Annotated in this window: 15 protein-coding genes; 9 read left to right on the top strand and 6 right to left on the bottom strand. The window is 42.0% G+C overall.

Annotated features, from left to right (window positions below; genetic code table 11):
- Positions 1–93: 93 nt before the first annotated feature.
- Genes AC622_RS02955 through AC622_RS02945 form a run of 3 tightly spaced genes read right to left on the bottom strand, consistent with a single transcriptional unit; the run spans position 94 to position 2,754 of the window.
- Positions 94–858, bottom strand: a complete 765-nt coding sequence (locus AC622_RS02955) for an iron ABC transporter ATP-binding protein (RefSeq protein ID WP_049669717.1) — start codon at positions 856–858, stop codon at positions 94–96.
- The gene (locus AC622_RS02950) at positions 858–1,811 is read right to left on the bottom strand and encodes an iron chelate uptake ABC transporter family permease subunit (protein ID WP_049669716.1); all 954 of its coding nucleotides are present in this window, start codon (positions 1,809–1,811) and stop codon (positions 858–860) included. Before AC622_RS02950 ends, AC622_RS02955 begins: the two co-directional genes overlap by 1 nt.
- Positions 1,798–2,754 carry an ABC transporter permease gene (locus tag AC622_RS02945; RefSeq protein WP_049672757.1) on the bottom strand — a complete coding sequence of 319 codons (957 nt, stop codon included), beginning with the start codon at positions 2,752–2,754 and terminating at the stop codon, positions 1,798–1,800. Before AC622_RS02945 ends, AC622_RS02950 begins: the two co-directional genes overlap by 14 nt.
- A 363-nt stretch (positions 2,755–3,117) precedes the next feature.
- Between AC622_RS02945 and AC622_RS02940 the strand changes: the two genes are divergently transcribed.
- On the top strand, positions 3,118–4,182 hold the full coding sequence (locus tag AC622_RS02940; protein WP_049669715.1) for a YeeE/YedE family protein: 1,065 nt from the start codon (positions 3,118–3,120) through the stop codon (positions 4,180–4,182).
- Between the two features lie 19 nt (positions 4,183–4,201).
- Positions 4,202–4,429, top strand: a complete 228-nt coding sequence (locus AC622_RS02935; protein ID WP_049669714.1) for a sulfurtransferase TusA family protein — start codon at positions 4,202–4,204, stop codon at positions 4,427–4,429.
- Between the two features lie 45 nt (positions 4,430–4,474).
- Here the strand turns inward: AC622_RS02935 and AC622_RS02930 are convergent, their stop codons facing one another.
- Entirely contained in the window at positions 4,475–5,911 is a 1,437-nt protein-coding gene (locus AC622_RS02930) for an NAD-dependent succinate-semialdehyde dehydrogenase (protein ID WP_049669713.1), read from the bottom strand.
- 137 nt (positions 5,912–6,048) lie between these two features.
- On the opposite strand from AC622_RS02930, the gene AC622_RS02925 reads away from it, so the two are divergent.
- From AC622_RS02925 to AC622_RS02895, 7 genes are all read left to right on the top strand, one after another.
- Positions 6,049–8,142: a peptidoglycan D,D-transpeptidase FtsI family protein gene (locus tag AC622_RS02925; protein ID WP_049669712.1), complete on the top strand. Its 2,094-nt coding sequence runs from the start codon at positions 6,049–6,051 to the stop codon at positions 8,140–8,142.
- A 167-nt stretch (positions 8,143–8,309) separates the two neighbouring features.
- Entirely contained in the window at positions 8,310–8,657 is a 348-nt protein-coding gene (locus AC622_RS02920) for a hypothetical protein (RefSeq protein WP_049669711.1), read from the top strand.
- A 151-nt stretch (positions 8,658–8,808) separates the two neighbouring features.
- A complete protein-coding gene (locus AC622_RS02915) occupies positions 8,809–10,260 on the top strand; it encodes a hypothetical protein (protein ID WP_049669710.1) in 1,452 nt (483 codons plus the stop codon).
- Positions 10,261–10,370: 110 nt separating this feature from the next.
- Entirely contained in the window at positions 10,371–11,813 is a 1,443-nt protein-coding gene (locus tag AC622_RS02910; RefSeq protein ID WP_049669709.1) for a spore germination protein, read from the top strand.
- A gap of 9 nt (positions 11,814–11,822) precedes the next feature.
- Positions 11,823–12,911 carry a GerAB/ArcD/ProY family transporter gene (locus tag AC622_RS02905; protein ID WP_049669708.1) on the top strand — a complete coding sequence of 363 codons (1,089 nt, stop codon included), beginning with the start codon at positions 11,823–11,825 and terminating at the stop codon, positions 12,909–12,911.
- 12 nt (positions 12,912–12,923) lie between these two features.
- Entirely contained in the window at positions 12,924–14,051 is a 1,128-nt protein-coding gene (locus AC622_RS02900) for a Ger(x)C family spore germination protein (RefSeq protein ID WP_049669707.1), read from the top strand.
- A gap of 22 nt (positions 14,052–14,073) precedes the next feature.
- On the top strand, positions 14,074–14,844 hold the full coding sequence (locus AC622_RS02895; protein WP_049669706.1) for a potassium channel family protein: 771 nt from the start codon (positions 14,074–14,076) through the stop codon (positions 14,842–14,844).
- Here the strand turns inward: AC622_RS02895 and AC622_RS02890 are convergent.
- Positions 14,841–15,206 (bottom strand): YugN family protein, encoded by a 366-nt coding sequence (locus AC622_RS02890; protein WP_049669705.1) that lies wholly within the window; start codon positions 15,204–15,206, stop codon positions 14,841–14,843. The two genes, AC622_RS02895 and AC622_RS02890, sit on opposite strands and share 4 nt — an antisense overlap.
- Before the next feature lie 146 nt (positions 15,207–15,352).
- Complete coding sequence (locus AC622_RS02885) at positions 15,353–16,705, bottom strand: glucose-6-phosphate isomerase (protein ID WP_049669704.1); 1,353 nt, start codon at positions 16,703–16,705, stop codon at positions 15,353–15,355.
- Between the last annotated feature and the right edge of the window lie 89 nt (positions 16,706–16,794).

The raw sequence follows: 16,794 nt of genomic DNA, 5'->3' as shown, positions 1-16,794 counted from the left end.
ATTTATCATTCTAAACTGAACTTTCAAAATCTGTCAACTCTTTTTACCAGCAATTCTAGATTTTTTCGTTTAGATGATAAAAGAGGGAAAGCCTTAATGCGAATTAAAGTAGACACAAATGCGGCAACCGTTTTGCTCCTGCACTGGGATATGCATATCATAGACATCCCGCAAAGCATCTGGATTAATGATTTCATGTGCAGGGCCATCCTTGATTAGACGGCCATCCTTCAATGCAACAATACGATCAGAGTAGACAGAAGCAAAGTTAATGTCATGCAAGACGATGACAACGGTCTTTCCAAGTTCATCAACCAGCTTGCGAAGGATTTTCATAATCTGGACAGAGTGCTTCATATCAAGGTTATTTAAAGGTTCATCAAGCAGGATATATTCTGTATCCTGTGCAATAACCATGGAAATAAAGGCCCGCTGTTTTTGACCGCCGGATAATTCATCAAGGAATTTATCTTGCATGTCTACTAAATTCATATACTCCAATGCTTGGTCAACTAATCTTTCATCCTCTTTTGTCAGTCGCCCCTTTGAATATGGGTAACGGCCGAAGGATACAAGCTCCCGCACAGTCAAGCGGATGTTCAAATGGTTCGATTGCTTTAGAATAGCCACACGTTTTGCAAAGGCATCAGACTTCATTTTTTTCACATCTGCCTGATCTAGAAATACTTCACCTGTATCCGCATCTAAGAGCCGGCTGACCATGGACAATAAAGTTGATTTCCCTGCTCCATTTGGTCCGATGAACGAGGTAATCTTCCTAGGATGTATTTTTAATGTCACATTTTCAACAACCGGTTTCTTTCCAAAACTCTTAGAAAGCTCTTTAATTTCGATCATTATGCTTTCCTACTTTCCTTCAGTAATAAGTAAATAAAGTAAATACCACCGACAAAGTTAATGACGACACTAATGGTTGTACTGAGTTCAAATACATGCTGTACGAGAAACTGTCCGCCGACAAGCGCGATAATACTGATTAAGCTCGCACCAGCAATTAAAACGGAATGCTTGTAGGTGGCTAAGTATTGATACGCTAAATTAGCTACAATTAATCCTAAAAAGGTAACAGGTCCAACTAAAGCCGTAGATGTGGCAATAAGGATAGACGATAAGACCAATACCTTCAAAACGATTCTATCGTAGTTAACGCCAAGATTGATGGCATTATCTCGGCCTAAGGATACGACATCGAGATCTTTGAGCAAACGATAACCGTAGAGGAAGGCTGCACCTAAGATAACGATTGCCATGAGCAGCAGCTCAGTCTTCACATTCATGAAGCTGGCAAACAAGCGGGCTTGCAGGCTTTCATACTCAACAGGGTCGATAATGACCTGCATGAATGTCACAAGACTGCCAAGGAGTGTCCCTATAATCATCCCGGCCAATAATAAAAGATAAATAGGATATTTATCCGCCCGGAACAGAAAACGATAGAGAATCAGGGCAAAAATCACCATAGCGGCAATGGATAACCCAAAATTCAAGTAACGGCTTACAACAAAAATCGATGCTGAGCCTGCCGTGAAGTAAATGATTGTCTGGACGACCTCATACATCGAATCTACACCCATGACAGATGGAGTCAATAACCGATTATGGGTAACAGTTTGGAAAATTACCGTTGCGTAAGCGATTGCCGTTCCGGTAATCACCATCGCAATGAGGCGTTCCACACGTCTAGGAAAGGCATAGCTGAAGCTTCCTTGAATATTATAAAAGGCAAAGAGTCCCATACATATTAGGGCAATAACAGCCAGCAGCAATAATTTTGTGCTATTTTTTCGCATATGCTTTCCCCCTAAACAACATAATCAAGAAGATCGCACTGCCAATGACTGCAACTGTTGTATTGACCGGTATTTCATATGGATGAACAATCAGCCGGCTGATAATGTCGCAGGCCAGCAAGAATGCTGCCCCCATGAAGATTGTATGGGGAATAGTCTTGCGTAAATTATCCCCCAGGTATAAAGAAACAAGGTTCGGCACGATTAAACCTAAGAAAGGAATCATACCGACAGTTAACACAACGGTCGTTGAAATAACTGCCACGATAACCAGTCCGATATTCAGGACTGTGCGATAGCTTAATCCTAAATTCCTCGCAAAATCCTCTCCCATGCCGGCAACCGTAAATTTATTCGCAAAAATATAAGCAATTATTATCGCCGGTACTGCTACATATAGCAATTCATAGCGTCCCGACACAATCAATGTGAAGCTTCCTAAGAAAAACGTATCAACATTCTGGAGCACATCTGCTTCATAGCCCAAAAATGTTGAGATGGCACCAATGATGTTTCCATACATGATCCCAATAAGCGGAACGAAAATGACATCCTTGAATTTAATCCGTTCAAGTAATTGCATGAAAATAAACGTCCCGATTAGAGCAAACGCAAAACTAAAGAGAATTTGTCCCATATAAGACATACTTGGGATAAAAATCATGGAAACAATGACTCCCAGTTTTGCTGCGTCAAGCGTTCCCGCTGTTGTAGGGGAAACAAACTTATTTCGGCTTAAGCTTTGCATGATTAAGCCGGCAATCCCCATTCCTGCACCTGCTAAAAGTATGGCCATCAACCGTGGCAATCGGCTCATGAGGAAGATTTGTGTCTCATCAGACTCCCAATCAAGCAGATCAGTTGGTTTAATATCAATGGCCCCTATAAATAGCGAAATAAAGGTGAGGATAACAGTTGCTGTTATTAACATCCATAATCTCATTTGGCATCCCCACAAAAATAATTTCTCAATTACCGATTGAAAACGATTATCATTATTGAGTTCGCTTTCATTATAAACAACGAATTTAGCAAAATCAACCACTTGGTGATTATCATTATCAATGAAATTGGCAAGCAGCCAAAAAAGAAATCCTAGAATAAGTGAACGATAGGTACCATTATATGAGCTTAGGCTATGGTACACCTTATTTTCCATCTCCACTTTTCTTCTTTATCTATAAATAAGAAAATAGTATTTAGAAATTATTAGGTCTTTTGAATCATTTTGAGGTTAATTCATAGTAATCTTATAAGTTTTATAATACTATAACTACAAATTACTATTACATTCTGGAGGGACATCATGATACAAATAATTAGTTTTGGCCTTATTGTTGGTTTACTGCTTGGCTTTGTATTGCAAAGAGGCCGCTTTTGCGTCGTTGGTGCATACCGGGATTTACTTCTCGCTCGAGACGGTCATATGTTTCTCGCAACCATGATTGTCATCGCCATTCAAGCTGTTGGTGTGTATGCTCTTGCCGCGGCCGGTGTTATTACGATACAAGCGGATGCATTCCCATGGCTCGGTACAATTGTCGGCGGTTTTATCTTCGGCATTGGTATGGTCCTTGCCGGCGGATGCGCCACTGGAACATGGTACAGAGCAGGGGAAGGCTTGATTGGAAGCTGGGTTGCCCTATTCATGTATGCTCTTAGTGCAGCCATGACCAAATTCGGTATTTTAGCTGCCGTCGGAGGTGATGTTTTATCCTACAGAACAAGCGACACCTATATACATGAAACATTCGGTCTTTCTCCATGGGTTCTCGTTATAGCCTTTGGCCTTCTGATCACAGCTCTTGTCATACGCAGCCTGAGAAAACCAAAGCTTCCGACCTTTAGCATGAAACCGAAAAAGACTGGTCTTGCGCATATCTTATTTGAGAAACGCTGGCATCCATTCGTCACTGCAGGCCTTGTAGGCTTAATTGCCATTCTTGCATGGCCCTTAAGTGAAGCAACTGGCCGTATGGCGGGTCTTGGCATCACTACACCTACTGCACAGCTGCTCACTTTCTTCGTCAACGGAGACACTTCTCTCTTAAACTGGGGTGTATTCCTCGTTCTAGGAATCGGGATTGGCTCCTATATCGCTGCTCGCGGCAGCGGAGAATTCAAATGGAGATTGCCTGATAAGAAGACTCTTGGCTTTAACACTTCAGGCGGTCTGATGATGGGATTCGGTGCTTCACTTGCAGGTGGATGCACAATCGGAAATGGCTTAGTTAACACAGCCCTTTTCACATGGCAAGGCTGGGTTGCAGTTGTCTTTTTCCTTCTTGGAACATGGACAGCAACCTACTTCACGATTATTCGCAAACAAAAGAAACAACAGGCTAGCTCTGGAGCAATTTCAGCAGCCTAATTAAAAGGAGGAAACACAAATGGCAAAAGTACTTGAAACAAACGGAATGGTGTGCCCCTTTCCTTTAGAAGAAGCAAAAGCAGCGATGACCGAATTAACGGCTGGTGAAGAATTAATTATTAATTTTGACTGCACGCAGGCAACCGAAAGCATTCCCCGCTGGGCAGCGAAAGAAGGTCATACGGTTACGAACTTCGAACAAACCGGCAATGCCGAATGGCAAATCGTATTGAAAAAAGGAAATTAAGTCAAAAGGCTGCCTGAACATATTCAGGCAGCCTTTTTCAATCTCTCAATTTAATCCTAAAGAAATATATTTCACCTCAAGGAATTCATCAATTCCATGATGGCTTCCTTCCCGTCCAAGTCCGCTTTGCTTAAATCCGCCAAACGGAGCCTGTGCAACAGAAGGCAGGCCATCATTTACACCGACAATCCCATATTCTAAATTCTCAGCAATATAGATGGCTTCACTGATCTTATCTGAATATACATAGGCTGCAAGACCAAACGGGGTATTATTGGCTCTTTCTACGGCTTCCTCCACATTCTCAAATGGAGCAATTGGCGCAATGGGACCAAATGTCTCCTCCTGCATACATTGCATATCATCAGTCGCCCCTGAGATGACTGCCGGTGTAAGATAGTACCCGTTAGAATCGGAAAGAACCTGTCCCCCTGTCAAGACTTCGCCGCCTTTTTCCTGGGCATCCCGCAAATGTGCCATAGCTTTATCAATGGCCTCTTGATTAATGAGCGGTCCGATTTCCACGCCTGTCTCTAGTCCGTTTCCTATCTTAAGGCTGCTCACCTTCTCGGTATATCGCTTCACAAATTCCTCGTACACACCTTTTTGAACCAAAATTCGATTCGCACACACACAGGTTTGGCCTGCATTCCGAAACTTTGATGCAATTGCCCCCTCTACCGCTTTATTTATGTCGGCGTGATTAGTGATAATAAACGGTGCATGTCCGCCAAGCTCAAGCGAAATTTTCTTCACCGTATCAGCGGCTCCTCTCATTAAGAGCTTCCCAACCTCGGTTGAACCGGTGAATGTGAGCTTTCGTACACGCTCATCCTTTTGCCAAGCCTCTGTGATTCGTTTGGCGTCGCCTGTCACAATATTCAATACACCTGCAGGAACTCCTGCCCGGCAAGCGAGCTCTGCCAGCTTCAATGCCGTGAATGGCGTTTCCTCAGAAGGTTTCAGGACAACCGTACACCCGGCTGCTAGAGCAGGTCCCACCTTCCTCGTAATCATCGCTGCTGGGAAATTCCATGGGGTAATCGCAGCGACCACTCCAACCGGCTGCTTATGCACAAAGAGTCTTTTATTCGGGTGGGAGGCCGGAATGGTTTCGCCGTAAATCCGTTTTCCTTCCTCTGCAAACCAGGTAATAAAGCTGTTTGCATAGGCAATCTCCCCCTTTGCCTCTGCCAGCGGCTTGCCCTGTTCAATGGTCATCGTTTCAGCCAAATCATCTGTATGCTCCTCAACCAGGCGTGCCCATTCAAGCAAAATGCTCGAGCGCTCATGCGCTGTTCGTTTTGACCATTCCTTACCGGCTTCAAATGCCGCATTCACAGCCTTTTCTGCCTCATTTTCATTTCCATTGGGGACCGTACCAATTACCTCTTGTGTTGCTGGGTTAAATACGTCAATTTTCTCCTCTTTATCAACCCATTCTCCTGCAATATACATCTTATCTGGAAATAGGTTTGCCATGTCATCCGCTCCATTCTTATATGATTTCTTCTATAAGAGCTATTTTACTTTCTAAATGTTCTTTTTGTGGTATTATCACTCATTATCCCTTAAACTGGAATTGATGACAATTTTTAAAATCTTTAGGGGGCGTTGACTTGAATAATCCTAGGAAGAGGAAGAAGAAAAAGAGAAAGCCTTCTCTCGCATTCAGAACAAATATTCTTCTCTTCACGGTATTTCTCTTATTTACTGCTTTAATTCTACGATTAGGCATTTTGCAAATTGTCCACGGCGATACGTATAAAAAAGAAGTCGAAAAGACAGAGGACATTACCGTTAATAAACCGGTGCCACGCGGACTTATTTATGACCGTAATTATCATCTGATTGTCGATAATGAAGGCATTAATGCCATCACCTATACACGAAGTAAGACAGTCAAGACAACAGAAATGATTGAGGTGGCTGAAAAGCTGTCCAAGTTCATTTCCATCAATGACGAGGATATGAAAGCCGTCAAGGAACGAGATATGAAGGATTTCTGGATCTTGCTTCATCCAGAGGAAGCAAAGAAAAAGATTACGAAAGCAGAATATCAAAAGGAAAGTGATGGAGAATTAGAAAGTAAGGACCTCTATAAATTACAGCTCGACCGCATCACTGAGAAAGAGCTTGCCTCCTTCTCTAAACAGGACTTAAAGACTTTAGCCATCTTCCGTAAGTTTAACAGCGGCACCTACTTGACCCCTGAGATTGTGAAGAATAAAGGGGTTACAGATAAAGAAATGGCACTTGTCAGCGAAAACCTGGATGAGCTGCCCGGAGTAGACACCTATGTTGACTGGAACCGGAAATATCCATTCGATTCAACCCTTAAATCCATCTTAGGTCGGACATCCTCCGCCAACACCGGACTGCCGAAGGAAAAGGTCGAATACTATACTTCCAGAGGCTATAGCCTGAACGAACGAATCGGTTTATCTAATCTTGAGCTCTATTATGAAGACATCCTCCATGGTCAGAAGGGAAAATTTAAAACTACTCTAGACAAGGCTGGGAATATTATTGGAACGGAAAGCTTAACTGAAGGCCAACGCGGGAAAGACCTTGCACTGACCATTGATATCAACTTCCAGAAAAAAGTTGAAACCATCATTGAAAATGAGCTGAAAGCCAATAAAGGATCAGGCAACACCAAGTTCTTGGACCGTGCCTTTGTCGTTGCCATGGATCCAAATACCGGTGAAATACTCGCCTTAGCTGGCAAGCGCTATTCCTATGATGAAGAGCAGCGGAAGTACGTGATGAACGATTTTGCCCAAGGGACTTACACAACTGCCTATGCGATGGGCTCATCTGTCAAGGGGGCAACCATCTTGACTGGCTATCAGGAAGGCGTTATCTCTCCTGGAACCGTTCAGTACGATGCCCCCATTAAGCTGAAAGATACCAATGCAAAAAAATCGTATACCAATATGGGACCTATCACTGATTTGACAGCCTTGAAACGTTCATCAAACGTCTATATGTTCAAAACAGCGATAGCCATCGGCGGTACTCAGTATACACGCCCCGAGCAAACGATGAATGTGACAGACGAATCCTTTGATATCATGCGTAATCGCTATGCCGAATTTGGCCTTGGGAAGCAAACTGGCATAGATCTTCCCGGAGAGCAAATTGGCTATAAAGGAAGCATCAGGCATGCAGGGTTACTCATGGACTTTTCCATCGGCCAATATGACACATACACACCCTTGCAGCTCGCTCAATATGTCTCCACCATCGCCAATGGCGGTTATCGAATGGAGCCGCATATCGTGAAGAAAATGCATGAACCAGTCATGAAGAAAGGAGAAATTGGACCTGTCTTTAAAGAAATTGCACCAAAATCACTGAATAAGCTGTCCATGAAGGATGAATGGATTAAACGGGTTCAGGAGGGGTTCCGTCAGGTGACGCAAGACACTGGAGGGACAGCCGCTAGTTTCTTTGCAAACAGGCCATATAAACCTGCTGGAAAGACCGGTACTGCCCAAGCCTTCTATGACGGCCCTAATTGGGTTCCGGGGACAGTACAGCCGGACACCTGGAACTTAACCTTTGTCTCTTACGCTCCATACGATAATCCTGAGATTGCCATCAGCGTAGTTGTTCCATGGGCTTATCAGTCCAGTGATAACCAAATGAACAAGAAGATTGCCCAAAAGGTATATGACGCATATTTCAATTTCAAGGGTGGACAATAATAATTGGCCGACTGCCGTACAATCGGAGTCGGCCTCTTTTTTATGATGAAGGCACAAGACTAGCATTTTATCTTCAATAGCGCCTATCTTCCTTAGGCTAAGCTCCTTCTTCCTGCAGTCTGCATATACTGCATTTGACTGAGATAGTTAAGGAGTGAAACACACGAATGCCAAATGGAATGCAAGCACAACCACAATTATATGGAAATCTCCCATCTGGATTTGGACAGCAGCATGGCTCTTACGGATATGGACACCATCCACACTATGGAGGATATGGGGGTTATGGAGGCTTCGGCGGAGGCTATCCTGGAATGTTCCCACCCCCTCCTCCACGTCCGCCGTTACAGCCTGGTACCCCATACGGCGGAGGATACGGTAATTTTTATGGGTTACCGCTGGGAGGCTGGACCGGTCAATATGCTGGTCAATTCGGCGGTCCATTCGCCTCGCCTGGCTATGGGTTTGGTACACCGTTAACCCCAACTCCGCGCGATTCATATACAACGTATTGACGACAAAAGCTGCCGGATTACCGGCAGCTTTTTAGTTCTCTAAAGCAGCGAAATATTACATTTATTTGTAATGTTTGATTCTTTTGGTTAACCCTCTTTCTTTTTCGGGTAGTTAATAAGGATTATTCCTTTAAAGGGGTTCGATGTTCACATGGAAGAAATTGAGTTAACGGAAAAGAACGTGAACCATGCCATTTTTCAGTTTTTGTTCCCATTCTCGATTTTGGAAGGAAAAGAGGATGATACGGCCAACAAACTAAAAGAGAATGGGTATGAATGGTTCAGACTTGATAAGCTGGAGAAAGAAGATGATTATTATGGTCAATATGAAATTAATCATGAGGATTTAGAGAATTATTATTTACCTTTTACAAACCGCATTTTATTTCCGAAAGAGGAAAACGGGAAAGGTTTTCAGCGTTACACTAAGGCTCTTGGATTAAAAAGCCATTTTAAAGCCCCCTCCTATACAGCAGATTTTGTCATCCACTCCGTTGACGTATTTGTTTGTCCTTACCAAATTGGTATTTTGAACGTACGAGTAGATCTGTTAAATAAGAATGAACTTACTTATTCACAAATCCTTGATTTCGGAGCAAAGTTCAGGGTGATGGAAGAGAAAAATTCCTTCACCAGCGTTATATGTGAGGGGCAGTCGTTTGATCATGTTCAAGATTATATATTTGAATGTGTTATCCCTGATATTAAAGAATATATGAGCTATAAATCCGAGAAGAGTGCCTATTTTGAATCATTTCCTTTCTTCGAGGATAATCGTCTATATGTACAGGCATTGATTAGTCTAGAAGGCGACATTACGGAAGAAGATGTATACCGACTTGGCAATTTAGATGGCTTCTTTCAGGACAAGCCTTATATCAGTGCACATAACAAAGAATTTATTCATTCTTTTATCGAGGAAAAGGCCTATATGAGATGGGCGCCATATACGTATATCCTGCCTGAGTCGAGCGGCTTCTTTACTTTGACAAAGCAAACGGGAAGGGAATTTTCAAGGATTGCCAACAGCTTTTACGGCCAGTTTTACTACGGATTGATCTTGACCCTCTTCCATAAGATTGTCTTGCTGAAGCTTGAAAATAATTACTCAGAAATCCGCATTGAGCAGGACACGAAGAAGGTAGAGAAGCTGATTCATGCCATCAATGCCTTCTCCTCCAATTATTTTTTCTTTGAATTGGCGACACACTCAGAGGGACGGGATATATTCGTCAAGCTGCGAGAGCGGTTCCGGGTAGAACTCCTGTACGAGGATACCCGCAATACATTAGAGAGCTTATACCAATACCAAGATAATTTCACTTCGAAGCAAAGCAGCTCCTTGCTGCAAATTCTCACCCTATATTCCGTCATTACCGGAATATTCGGAATGAATCTAATGGTTGATAGCCTTAACAAGGATGTTAATTGGACCAAGACCATTGGTACCCTGAGCTTCTATGAATACATCGCACTTTTTGTCATCGTATCAGGGGTTGGCATATCTGTATTTCTTTCTCTCCGTTATATTGCCATCTGGTATTTAGACAAACAGGAGCGGAAAAAATGGCGGAAGCAAATTGAATATCCGAATACGAAATAATTGTCTAAACGGGGCAGCCGCATGATAAATGGCTGGCTCGTTTCTTCTTGTATATTTTTCTTTATGCGGCAAATACTAATCTCCATTAATGGCGATAAGTGGTGATTTAAATGAATTTCAGGAAAAAAACGGACTCTAAAGATTCCAACCAGAAACTCGAAGAACAGATCTCAGGACAAATTTCTGGCCATATTGAAGACAATGAGAATTACTTGAAGAAATTCTTCTCTAATACGGGTGACCTTATATTCCGCAAGTTTTCGGCATTTGACGTCTCCTATTGTGCTGTGTACTTAAAAACCATTAGCGATAAGTCGCTGCTTGAGGAATTTATCATCAAGCCCTTGCTTGCTGACAAGGGATTATCTCCTCTTGATTTACCTGTTCCTGCCTTGAACTCCTATTATACATGGGAAGACGTCAAGAACAATTTAATAAATGGAAATATGATTTTGTTTAAAGAAGGCAGCCAAACGGCTTATACAATAGACGCTGCAAAGTTTGCCACAAGAAGTGTGGCAGAACCATCTTCTGAACAATCCATTATCGGAACACATGAGGGATTTGTCGAAAGCTACGAGGTCAATATTGGTCTCATTCGAAAGTATTTGCGAACCGATCAATTTGTCATGAAGGACCTCGTAATCGGAGATAAGATACAAAAAAGGGTCGGCATTGGCTACTTAGGAAATCAAGTAGACCCAGAAGTAGTGAAAAAGGTTGAAGAACGGATTAAGAATCTAAAGTTTGAAGGAGCTGTAATAACCGGACAACTGAAGGAGCAACTTCAAGATCAGAAACGCTCACCGTTTCCGCAAGTTCTAAATACAGAACGTCCTGTTACCGTTGCGGAGCATCTTTCAACAGGTGCAATCCTAGTCCTCATAGATGGAGTGAGCACGATCTACCTCATGCCGGCAAGCTTTTTTGCCTTTTATCATGCGCCTGATGATGCTCAAAGCAGCTTTTATATTGCGTCTTTTCATCAATGCTTACGTTTATTTAGCTTGTTATTGACGATAACGCTGGCACCTTTTTATATTTGCGTCGTTGCATTTGATGCCGAAATCATTCCTGTAACACTTATTGCGAATGTAAAAGGGTCTCTGCAAATTATCCCCTTTAGCCCGCTAATTGAAGCGTTAATTATGCAAATAACACTTGAACTACTTAATGAAGCCACCATCAGACTTCCTAAATCTGTTTCACCTACAATTGGTGTAGTCGGCGCGTTAGTGATTGGTACAGCCATTGTGCAGGCGAATCTTGTATCCAATACCATGCTAATTGTCTTGGCCTTGACCGGTATTTCCTCTTTTGTTACGCCTAATCAGGAGATGGCAGTTGTCATAAGGTTATTCATCTATCCTTTATTGTTTCTTTCGAACATGTTTGGTCTTGTCGGATTAGCATTTGGCTTAACCTTTATCGTCTTCCATCTCTGTTCACTGAGTTCATTCGGTCAGCCTTATCTGGCTCCGCTGGTTCCATTTAAGTTTTCTAAAAAGATCAAAAAGATCGGCGCAAAAGTATTTAAAACAAAGGAGGGATAATAGATTCCTATGTCTACTACGACTAAGCCGCTATCTTTGACTCAGCTATACTTCGTCATTATCCAAATCCTAATTGGCATCATCATATTTACGATTCCATTTTATGTCAGTTATGAAGCATCACATAACGGATGGATATCTGGGGTCATTCTGCTGGTAGCCTTCCAGCTCCTTGCTCTTATCATCATTGCGCTTCACAGAAACTTCCCTGACAAAAACTTGTACCAAATTGCAGAAATTGTCTTAGGGAAAACGGCCGGAAAAATTCTATCCATCCTTTTATCCATTTACTCATTTATATCTGCAGGATATATTTGCATCTATTTTGGCTATTTGTCTAAAGAGTGGACATTAGCCATAACACCCTATCCCGTCACTTATCTACTATTATTGTTGCCTGCTTATTATATAGCAGCAGGTAAATTGGTTGCCTTCGCCAGATTTTGCTGTATTGCTTTTCTTTTAATATTTATATTGGTTTTTGTCATTTGCTTTGGAATCGAAAATATGGATTTTACTTATTTATTGCCGATTGGAGATGTACCTCTCCACAAAATAATGAAGGGGGCCCTTCATATCGGCCCTATATACAGTGCAATCAACTGTATTTTACTTTACCTTCCTAAGGTAGATGGTAGCCTTAAGGCTAAGGGGAGGGTTGTCTTTTATTCCATACTGACTGTATCCCTTATATACGTTTTTATCATTATAACGAGCCTTGCCTTGTTTGGAAGCCGTCCCTTAGATATTGTGGTATTGCCAGTCTTGCATCTTTTAAAGTCGATAACCTTGTTCGGCGTGCTTGAAAGATTAGATTTATTGATTATGTGCTTTTGGCTTATTCCAACGGCAACATCATTCGTCGTTCATATGCATATGTGTTTGACAGGGTTTATACAAGCTTTTCATCCTAAAAAGGAGTCGAGGCTTCTCCTGATCTTTTTCATCTTGAATTTTATCGCATGCCTCTGCTTCCCTTTATCCCAATTCAATGTACATCGAGCAGGGTCATTGATGCTTCCTGTCACGTACCTGTTCATGTTCGGCACGACCCCTCTGCTCTTAATCGTTGCTAAAATACGGAAAATCAAACAATAGTAGGTGATGTCCTTGAAGCTAGTAAAAGTATTATGCATTTGCTCCCTTTTGAGTTTAACAGCAGGCTGCTGGGATCAAAACTTCCTAAAGAAGCAAAGCATAGCCTTCGGCGTTGGATACGATATAGCGGAAAAACCTAAGGAAGGTATTCATTCCATCTCAATCATCCGAACAATGAAGCCAGTTGGCGGCGGCGGTCAAACAGAGCCATACAACAATGCCTATCAAGTTACCGGTGAAACACCGCTTCAGGTACGCGATGAGATGAATAGAATTACTCCTGGCACCTATTCAACTAATAAACTTCGGGTCTTGGCCATTGGTGAGGAATTGGCTAAGAAGGATCTTTATCCACTCCTTGATATATACTTTCGTGAAGCACGTAGTAATATAAATACGAAGATTATCGTAACGGAAGGTAAAGCAGTCGATTTTCTGGATGGAGAATATATTCAAGGGAATCTAATAACTGAAGTTTTGAATGATTTAATTATCAGCGGAGAGAAGGAATCCCATATTCCCAAGTTAACAATAGGCACCTTAATGCCCATTATGTTCTGCCCGGGTCAGGATATGATTCTTCCGTACCTCAGTGTAGATAAAGGAAAGGATAAGAATTTAAAATTAAAGGGTGTAGTTCTTTTCAACAAACGGAAGTATACGGGAAAATATTTAACGAATGCGCCTGCCTCCTTATTGCTTTTAATGAAGAATAAAGGAGGTAAAACAGCACAATTCACCATAAATGACAGCAAGTCTGCAAAAGCAATCAACAAAAAAATTACGATTGCGGTCAGAAGATCAAAAGCAAAAACCACATTAAAATGGGAGTCAGGAAAACCCATTTATCATGTTGACTTAAAACTAAAGGTGTCCGTTTCTGAATATACAAAAGGTCTGCTTACTGATAAAGAACGAAAAAAACTTACCAAGCTTATTTCAAAAAGCATGACCAAAAAGGCCGAAGAGATAACCAAAACGTTACAAGAGGCGAATTGCGATGCATTGGGCTTGGGACATAAAATGATGATTCAAGATCCCGAAAAATTTAAAGGCTATAATTGGGATGAAGATTTCAAGGATATTACGATTATTCCTAAAGTGAAGATTGACATCGTCAGTAAAGGAGTTCTGTATTGAGGGGTAAAAGGAGCTGAATGAAATGAATTCTGTCCAAAATATTTTCGGCAAGCTGCATTTAGTCGTACGGCTGCTCATTACCGTTCTCGCTTTAACCATTGTATTTGGATGGGTCATGCACATCATTGAACCAGAAACCTTCCATACCATTAAAAGCGGTATATGGTGGGCGGTGCAGACGATGTCAACTGTCGGCTACGGTGATATCGTCCCGGCCACCATCCCCGGCAAATTCATCGCTCTCTTTGTGATTCTTGCCGGTGGAGGGTTTGTTGCTTACTTTTTCGCTTCGATGTCGTCTCATATCATCAAACGGCAGACAGCCTTTCATCTTGGAACCGGTGTATATAAAGGCGACAGCCATATTATTTTTGTCGGGTGGAATGAACGGACAAAGAAAATGATACAAACACTTGAAGCCCAAACTCTCACACCTTTAGTTGTGGTTGATGAGTCAGCCGTCGAGCACCCTCTTCCTCATAGCAATGTATTCTTTATTCGCGGGGATAGCACGACCGAGCAGGTTTGGCTGAACACCAATAGCCGGAAGGCGATGATGGTCATCATCACTGCCGATCCATCAAAAAATGAACAGGATTCTGACTTGCGTGTCATTTCCTCCCTGTTAGCCTTAAAGGGACAAACCCCTGCGCCCCATTGCATTTGTGAGATTCTTACACCCTTTCAGATTCAAAATGCACAACGGGCCGGGGCTGATGAGATAATTGCAACGAACGACCTGATTGGGGATGCCTTTCTCCAGCTTATCACGAAACAAACAGACGATGATTAAGATCCAAGCAATGCCTCTTCTGCCTGCTCAATCACTTCTAAACCCCAATTCACACAATGTGCCGGGATACCAGCTCTCCGGCCTTTTTCATCTTTATGTATCCCTATGCGGTCCTCCAGTGTTAACAAATAGGGATTTCCAATCCGAATGATGCCATTCTTATCCTCGATGGACCCTCTGCAAGTATAGAATGGAATCCGTAAATAGCTTGCTTTATAAGAACCCTCCAACAAATAATCAAAGTACCCTTGCTCATAATCCCAATTCCCTCCAACTAAGAAGCCTTGTGAGGCAAGCTTTCTTCGTGCGTGCAAATAGGTAACAACCGTATTCTTTAAGCGTGACGGAAGAACAATCATCATTATTTCCCTCCATAGCAGAGTATGTTTGTATTCATATCCTCTTCTATATGGAGAAAGGTATGTATGGTAATAATATGGCCTCTTATTTAATTAGAAGCAAAAAAGCCTGCATCCTCCTTGTACGGGGAATGCAGGCTTTTTGTTCATTAAGATTGGAGTCGTTTTTCGAGTTCAGCTTTCTTCTCTTCAAAGCCTTTTTTGCCTAATAAAGCAAACATGTTCACTTTATAAGCTTCTACACCAGGCTGGTCGAATGGATTTACACCCATTAAGTAACAGCTCATGGCACATGCTTTCTCGAAGAAATACACTAAATAGCCGAATGTGTATTCATCCAAAGCTGGAATGCTGACAACAAGGTTCGGCACCCCGCCGTCCGTGTGAGCAAGCAATGTTCCTTCAAATGCTTTATTATTGACGAAATCAACTGTTTGACCTGCCAAATAATTTAGATTATCTAAGTCATTCTCCGCTTCTTCAAGAACTAATTCATGGCGAGGAGATTCAACTTTAATAACAGTCTCAAAGATATCACGGCGTCCTTCTTGCACGTATTGACCTAATGAGTGAAGGTCAGTAGAGAAGTTCGCAGAAGATGGATAGACACCTTTTTGGTCTTTCCCTTCACTTTCGCCGAATAATTGCTTCCACCATTCAGAGAAATATTGTAAGGATGGCTCATAGTTAATAAGCATTTCAATTGTTTTCCCTTTGCGATAGAGAAGATTGCGGACCGCTGCATATTGGTAAGCCTCATTGTTTTCAAGCTCAGATTCAGAGTAATCCTTTTCTGCTTGCTGTGCGCCCTTCATGATTGTGTCAATATCTGCACCGCTTGCAGCGATTGGAAGCAATCCTACTGCTGTAAGTACAGAATATCTGCCGCCGACATCATCAGGAATAACGAATGTCTCGAAGCCTTCCTCGTCTGCTACCGTTTTTAATGCACCGCGTGCTTTGTCTGTTGTTGCATAAATACGTTTCTTCGCTTCTTCTTTCCCGTATTTTTCCTCCAATACTTTACGGAAGATGCGGAAAGCGATAGCTGGTTCAGTTGTTGTACCAGATTTAGAAATGACATTGATGGAGAAATCTTTGCCCTCGAGCAAATCCATAATATCTCTCATGTATGTAGAGCTAATGTTGTTTCCTGCAAAAATAATTTGAGGAGCGTTGCGTTTTTCTTTCGGAAGCAGGTTATAGAAGCTGTGTTGAAGCATTTCAATCGCTGCTCTTGCCCCGAGATAGGACCCGCCGATTCCGATGACTAAAAGAATGTCAGAATCATTTTTGATTTTCTCAGCCGCTTTTTTGATGCGTGAGAACTCTTCTTTATCATAATCAGAAGGAAGGGAAAGCCAACCAATATAATCGTTGCCGGCACCGGTCTTCTCATGGATGGTATGATGTAATTGTTTCACCGTATCTTTCAAGTAAGATACTTCATGTTCTTGAAAAAAAGATAATGCCTTGGAATAATCAAATTTGATATGAGTCATTGCTAGGCCTCCATTTAATTTACTCATAAAATACTTTACAGAATCCATTTCTGATAATCAAGTTAGGGAGATACCAAAAAAGGAAGATA

This window comes from Bacillus sp. FJAT-27916 (assembly GCF_001183965.1).
In the GTDB taxonomy this organism is placed as follows: domain Bacteria; phylum Bacillota; class Bacilli; order Bacillales; family Pradoshiaceae; genus Pradoshia.
This window is presented reverse-complemented; position numbering and strand designations above follow the sequence as displayed.

Bases quoted from the DNA above. Each gene is read 5' to 3' on its own strand.
- AC622_RS02955 (WP_049669717.1), bottom strand. From the start codon at position 858: ATGATCGAAATTAAAGAGCTTTCTAAGAGTTTTGGAAAGAAACCGGTT.
- AC622_RS02950 (WP_049669716.1), bottom strand. From the start codon at position 1,811: ATGCGAAAAAATAGCACAAAATTATTGCTGCTGGCTGTTATTGCCCTA.
- AC622_RS02945 (WP_049672757.1), bottom strand. From the start codon at position 2,754: ATGAGATTATGGATGTTAATAACAGCAACTGTTATCCTCACCTTTATT.
- AC622_RS02940 (WP_049669715.1), top strand. From the start codon at position 3,118: ATGATACAAATAATTAGTTTTGGCCTTATTGTTGGTTTACTGCTTGGC.
- AC622_RS02935 (WP_049669714.1), top strand. From the start codon at position 4,202: ATGGCAAAAGTACTTGAAACAAACGGAATGGTGTGCCCCTTTCCTTTA.
- AC622_RS02930 (WP_049669713.1), bottom strand. From the start codon at position 5,911: ATGGCAAACCTATTTCCAGATAAGATGTATATTGCAGGAGAATGGGTT.
- AC622_RS02920 (WP_049669711.1), top strand. From the start codon at position 8,310: ATGCCAAATGGAATGCAAGCACAACCACAATTATATGGAAATCTCCCA.
- AC622_RS02915 (WP_049669710.1), top strand. From the start codon at position 8,809: ATGGAAGAAATTGAGTTAACGGAAAAGAACGTGAACCATGCCATTTTT.
- AC622_RS02910 (WP_049669709.1), top strand. From the start codon at position 10,371: ATGAATTTCAGGAAAAAAACGGACTCTAAAGATTCCAACCAGAAACTC.
- AC622_RS02905 (WP_049669708.1), top strand. From the start codon at position 11,823: ATGTCTACTACGACTAAGCCGCTATCTTTGACTCAGCTATACTTCGTC.
- AC622_RS02895 (WP_049669706.1), top strand. From the start codon at position 14,074: ATGAATTCTGTCCAAAATATTTTCGGCAAGCTGCATTTAGTCGTACGG.
- AC622_RS02890 (WP_049669705.1), bottom strand. From the start codon at position 15,206: ATGATGATTGTTCTTCCGTCACGCTTAAAGAATACGGTTGTTACCTAT.
- AC622_RS02885 (WP_049669704.1), bottom strand. From the start codon at position 16,705: ATGACTCATATCAAATTTGATTATTCCAAGGCATTATCTTTTTTTCAA.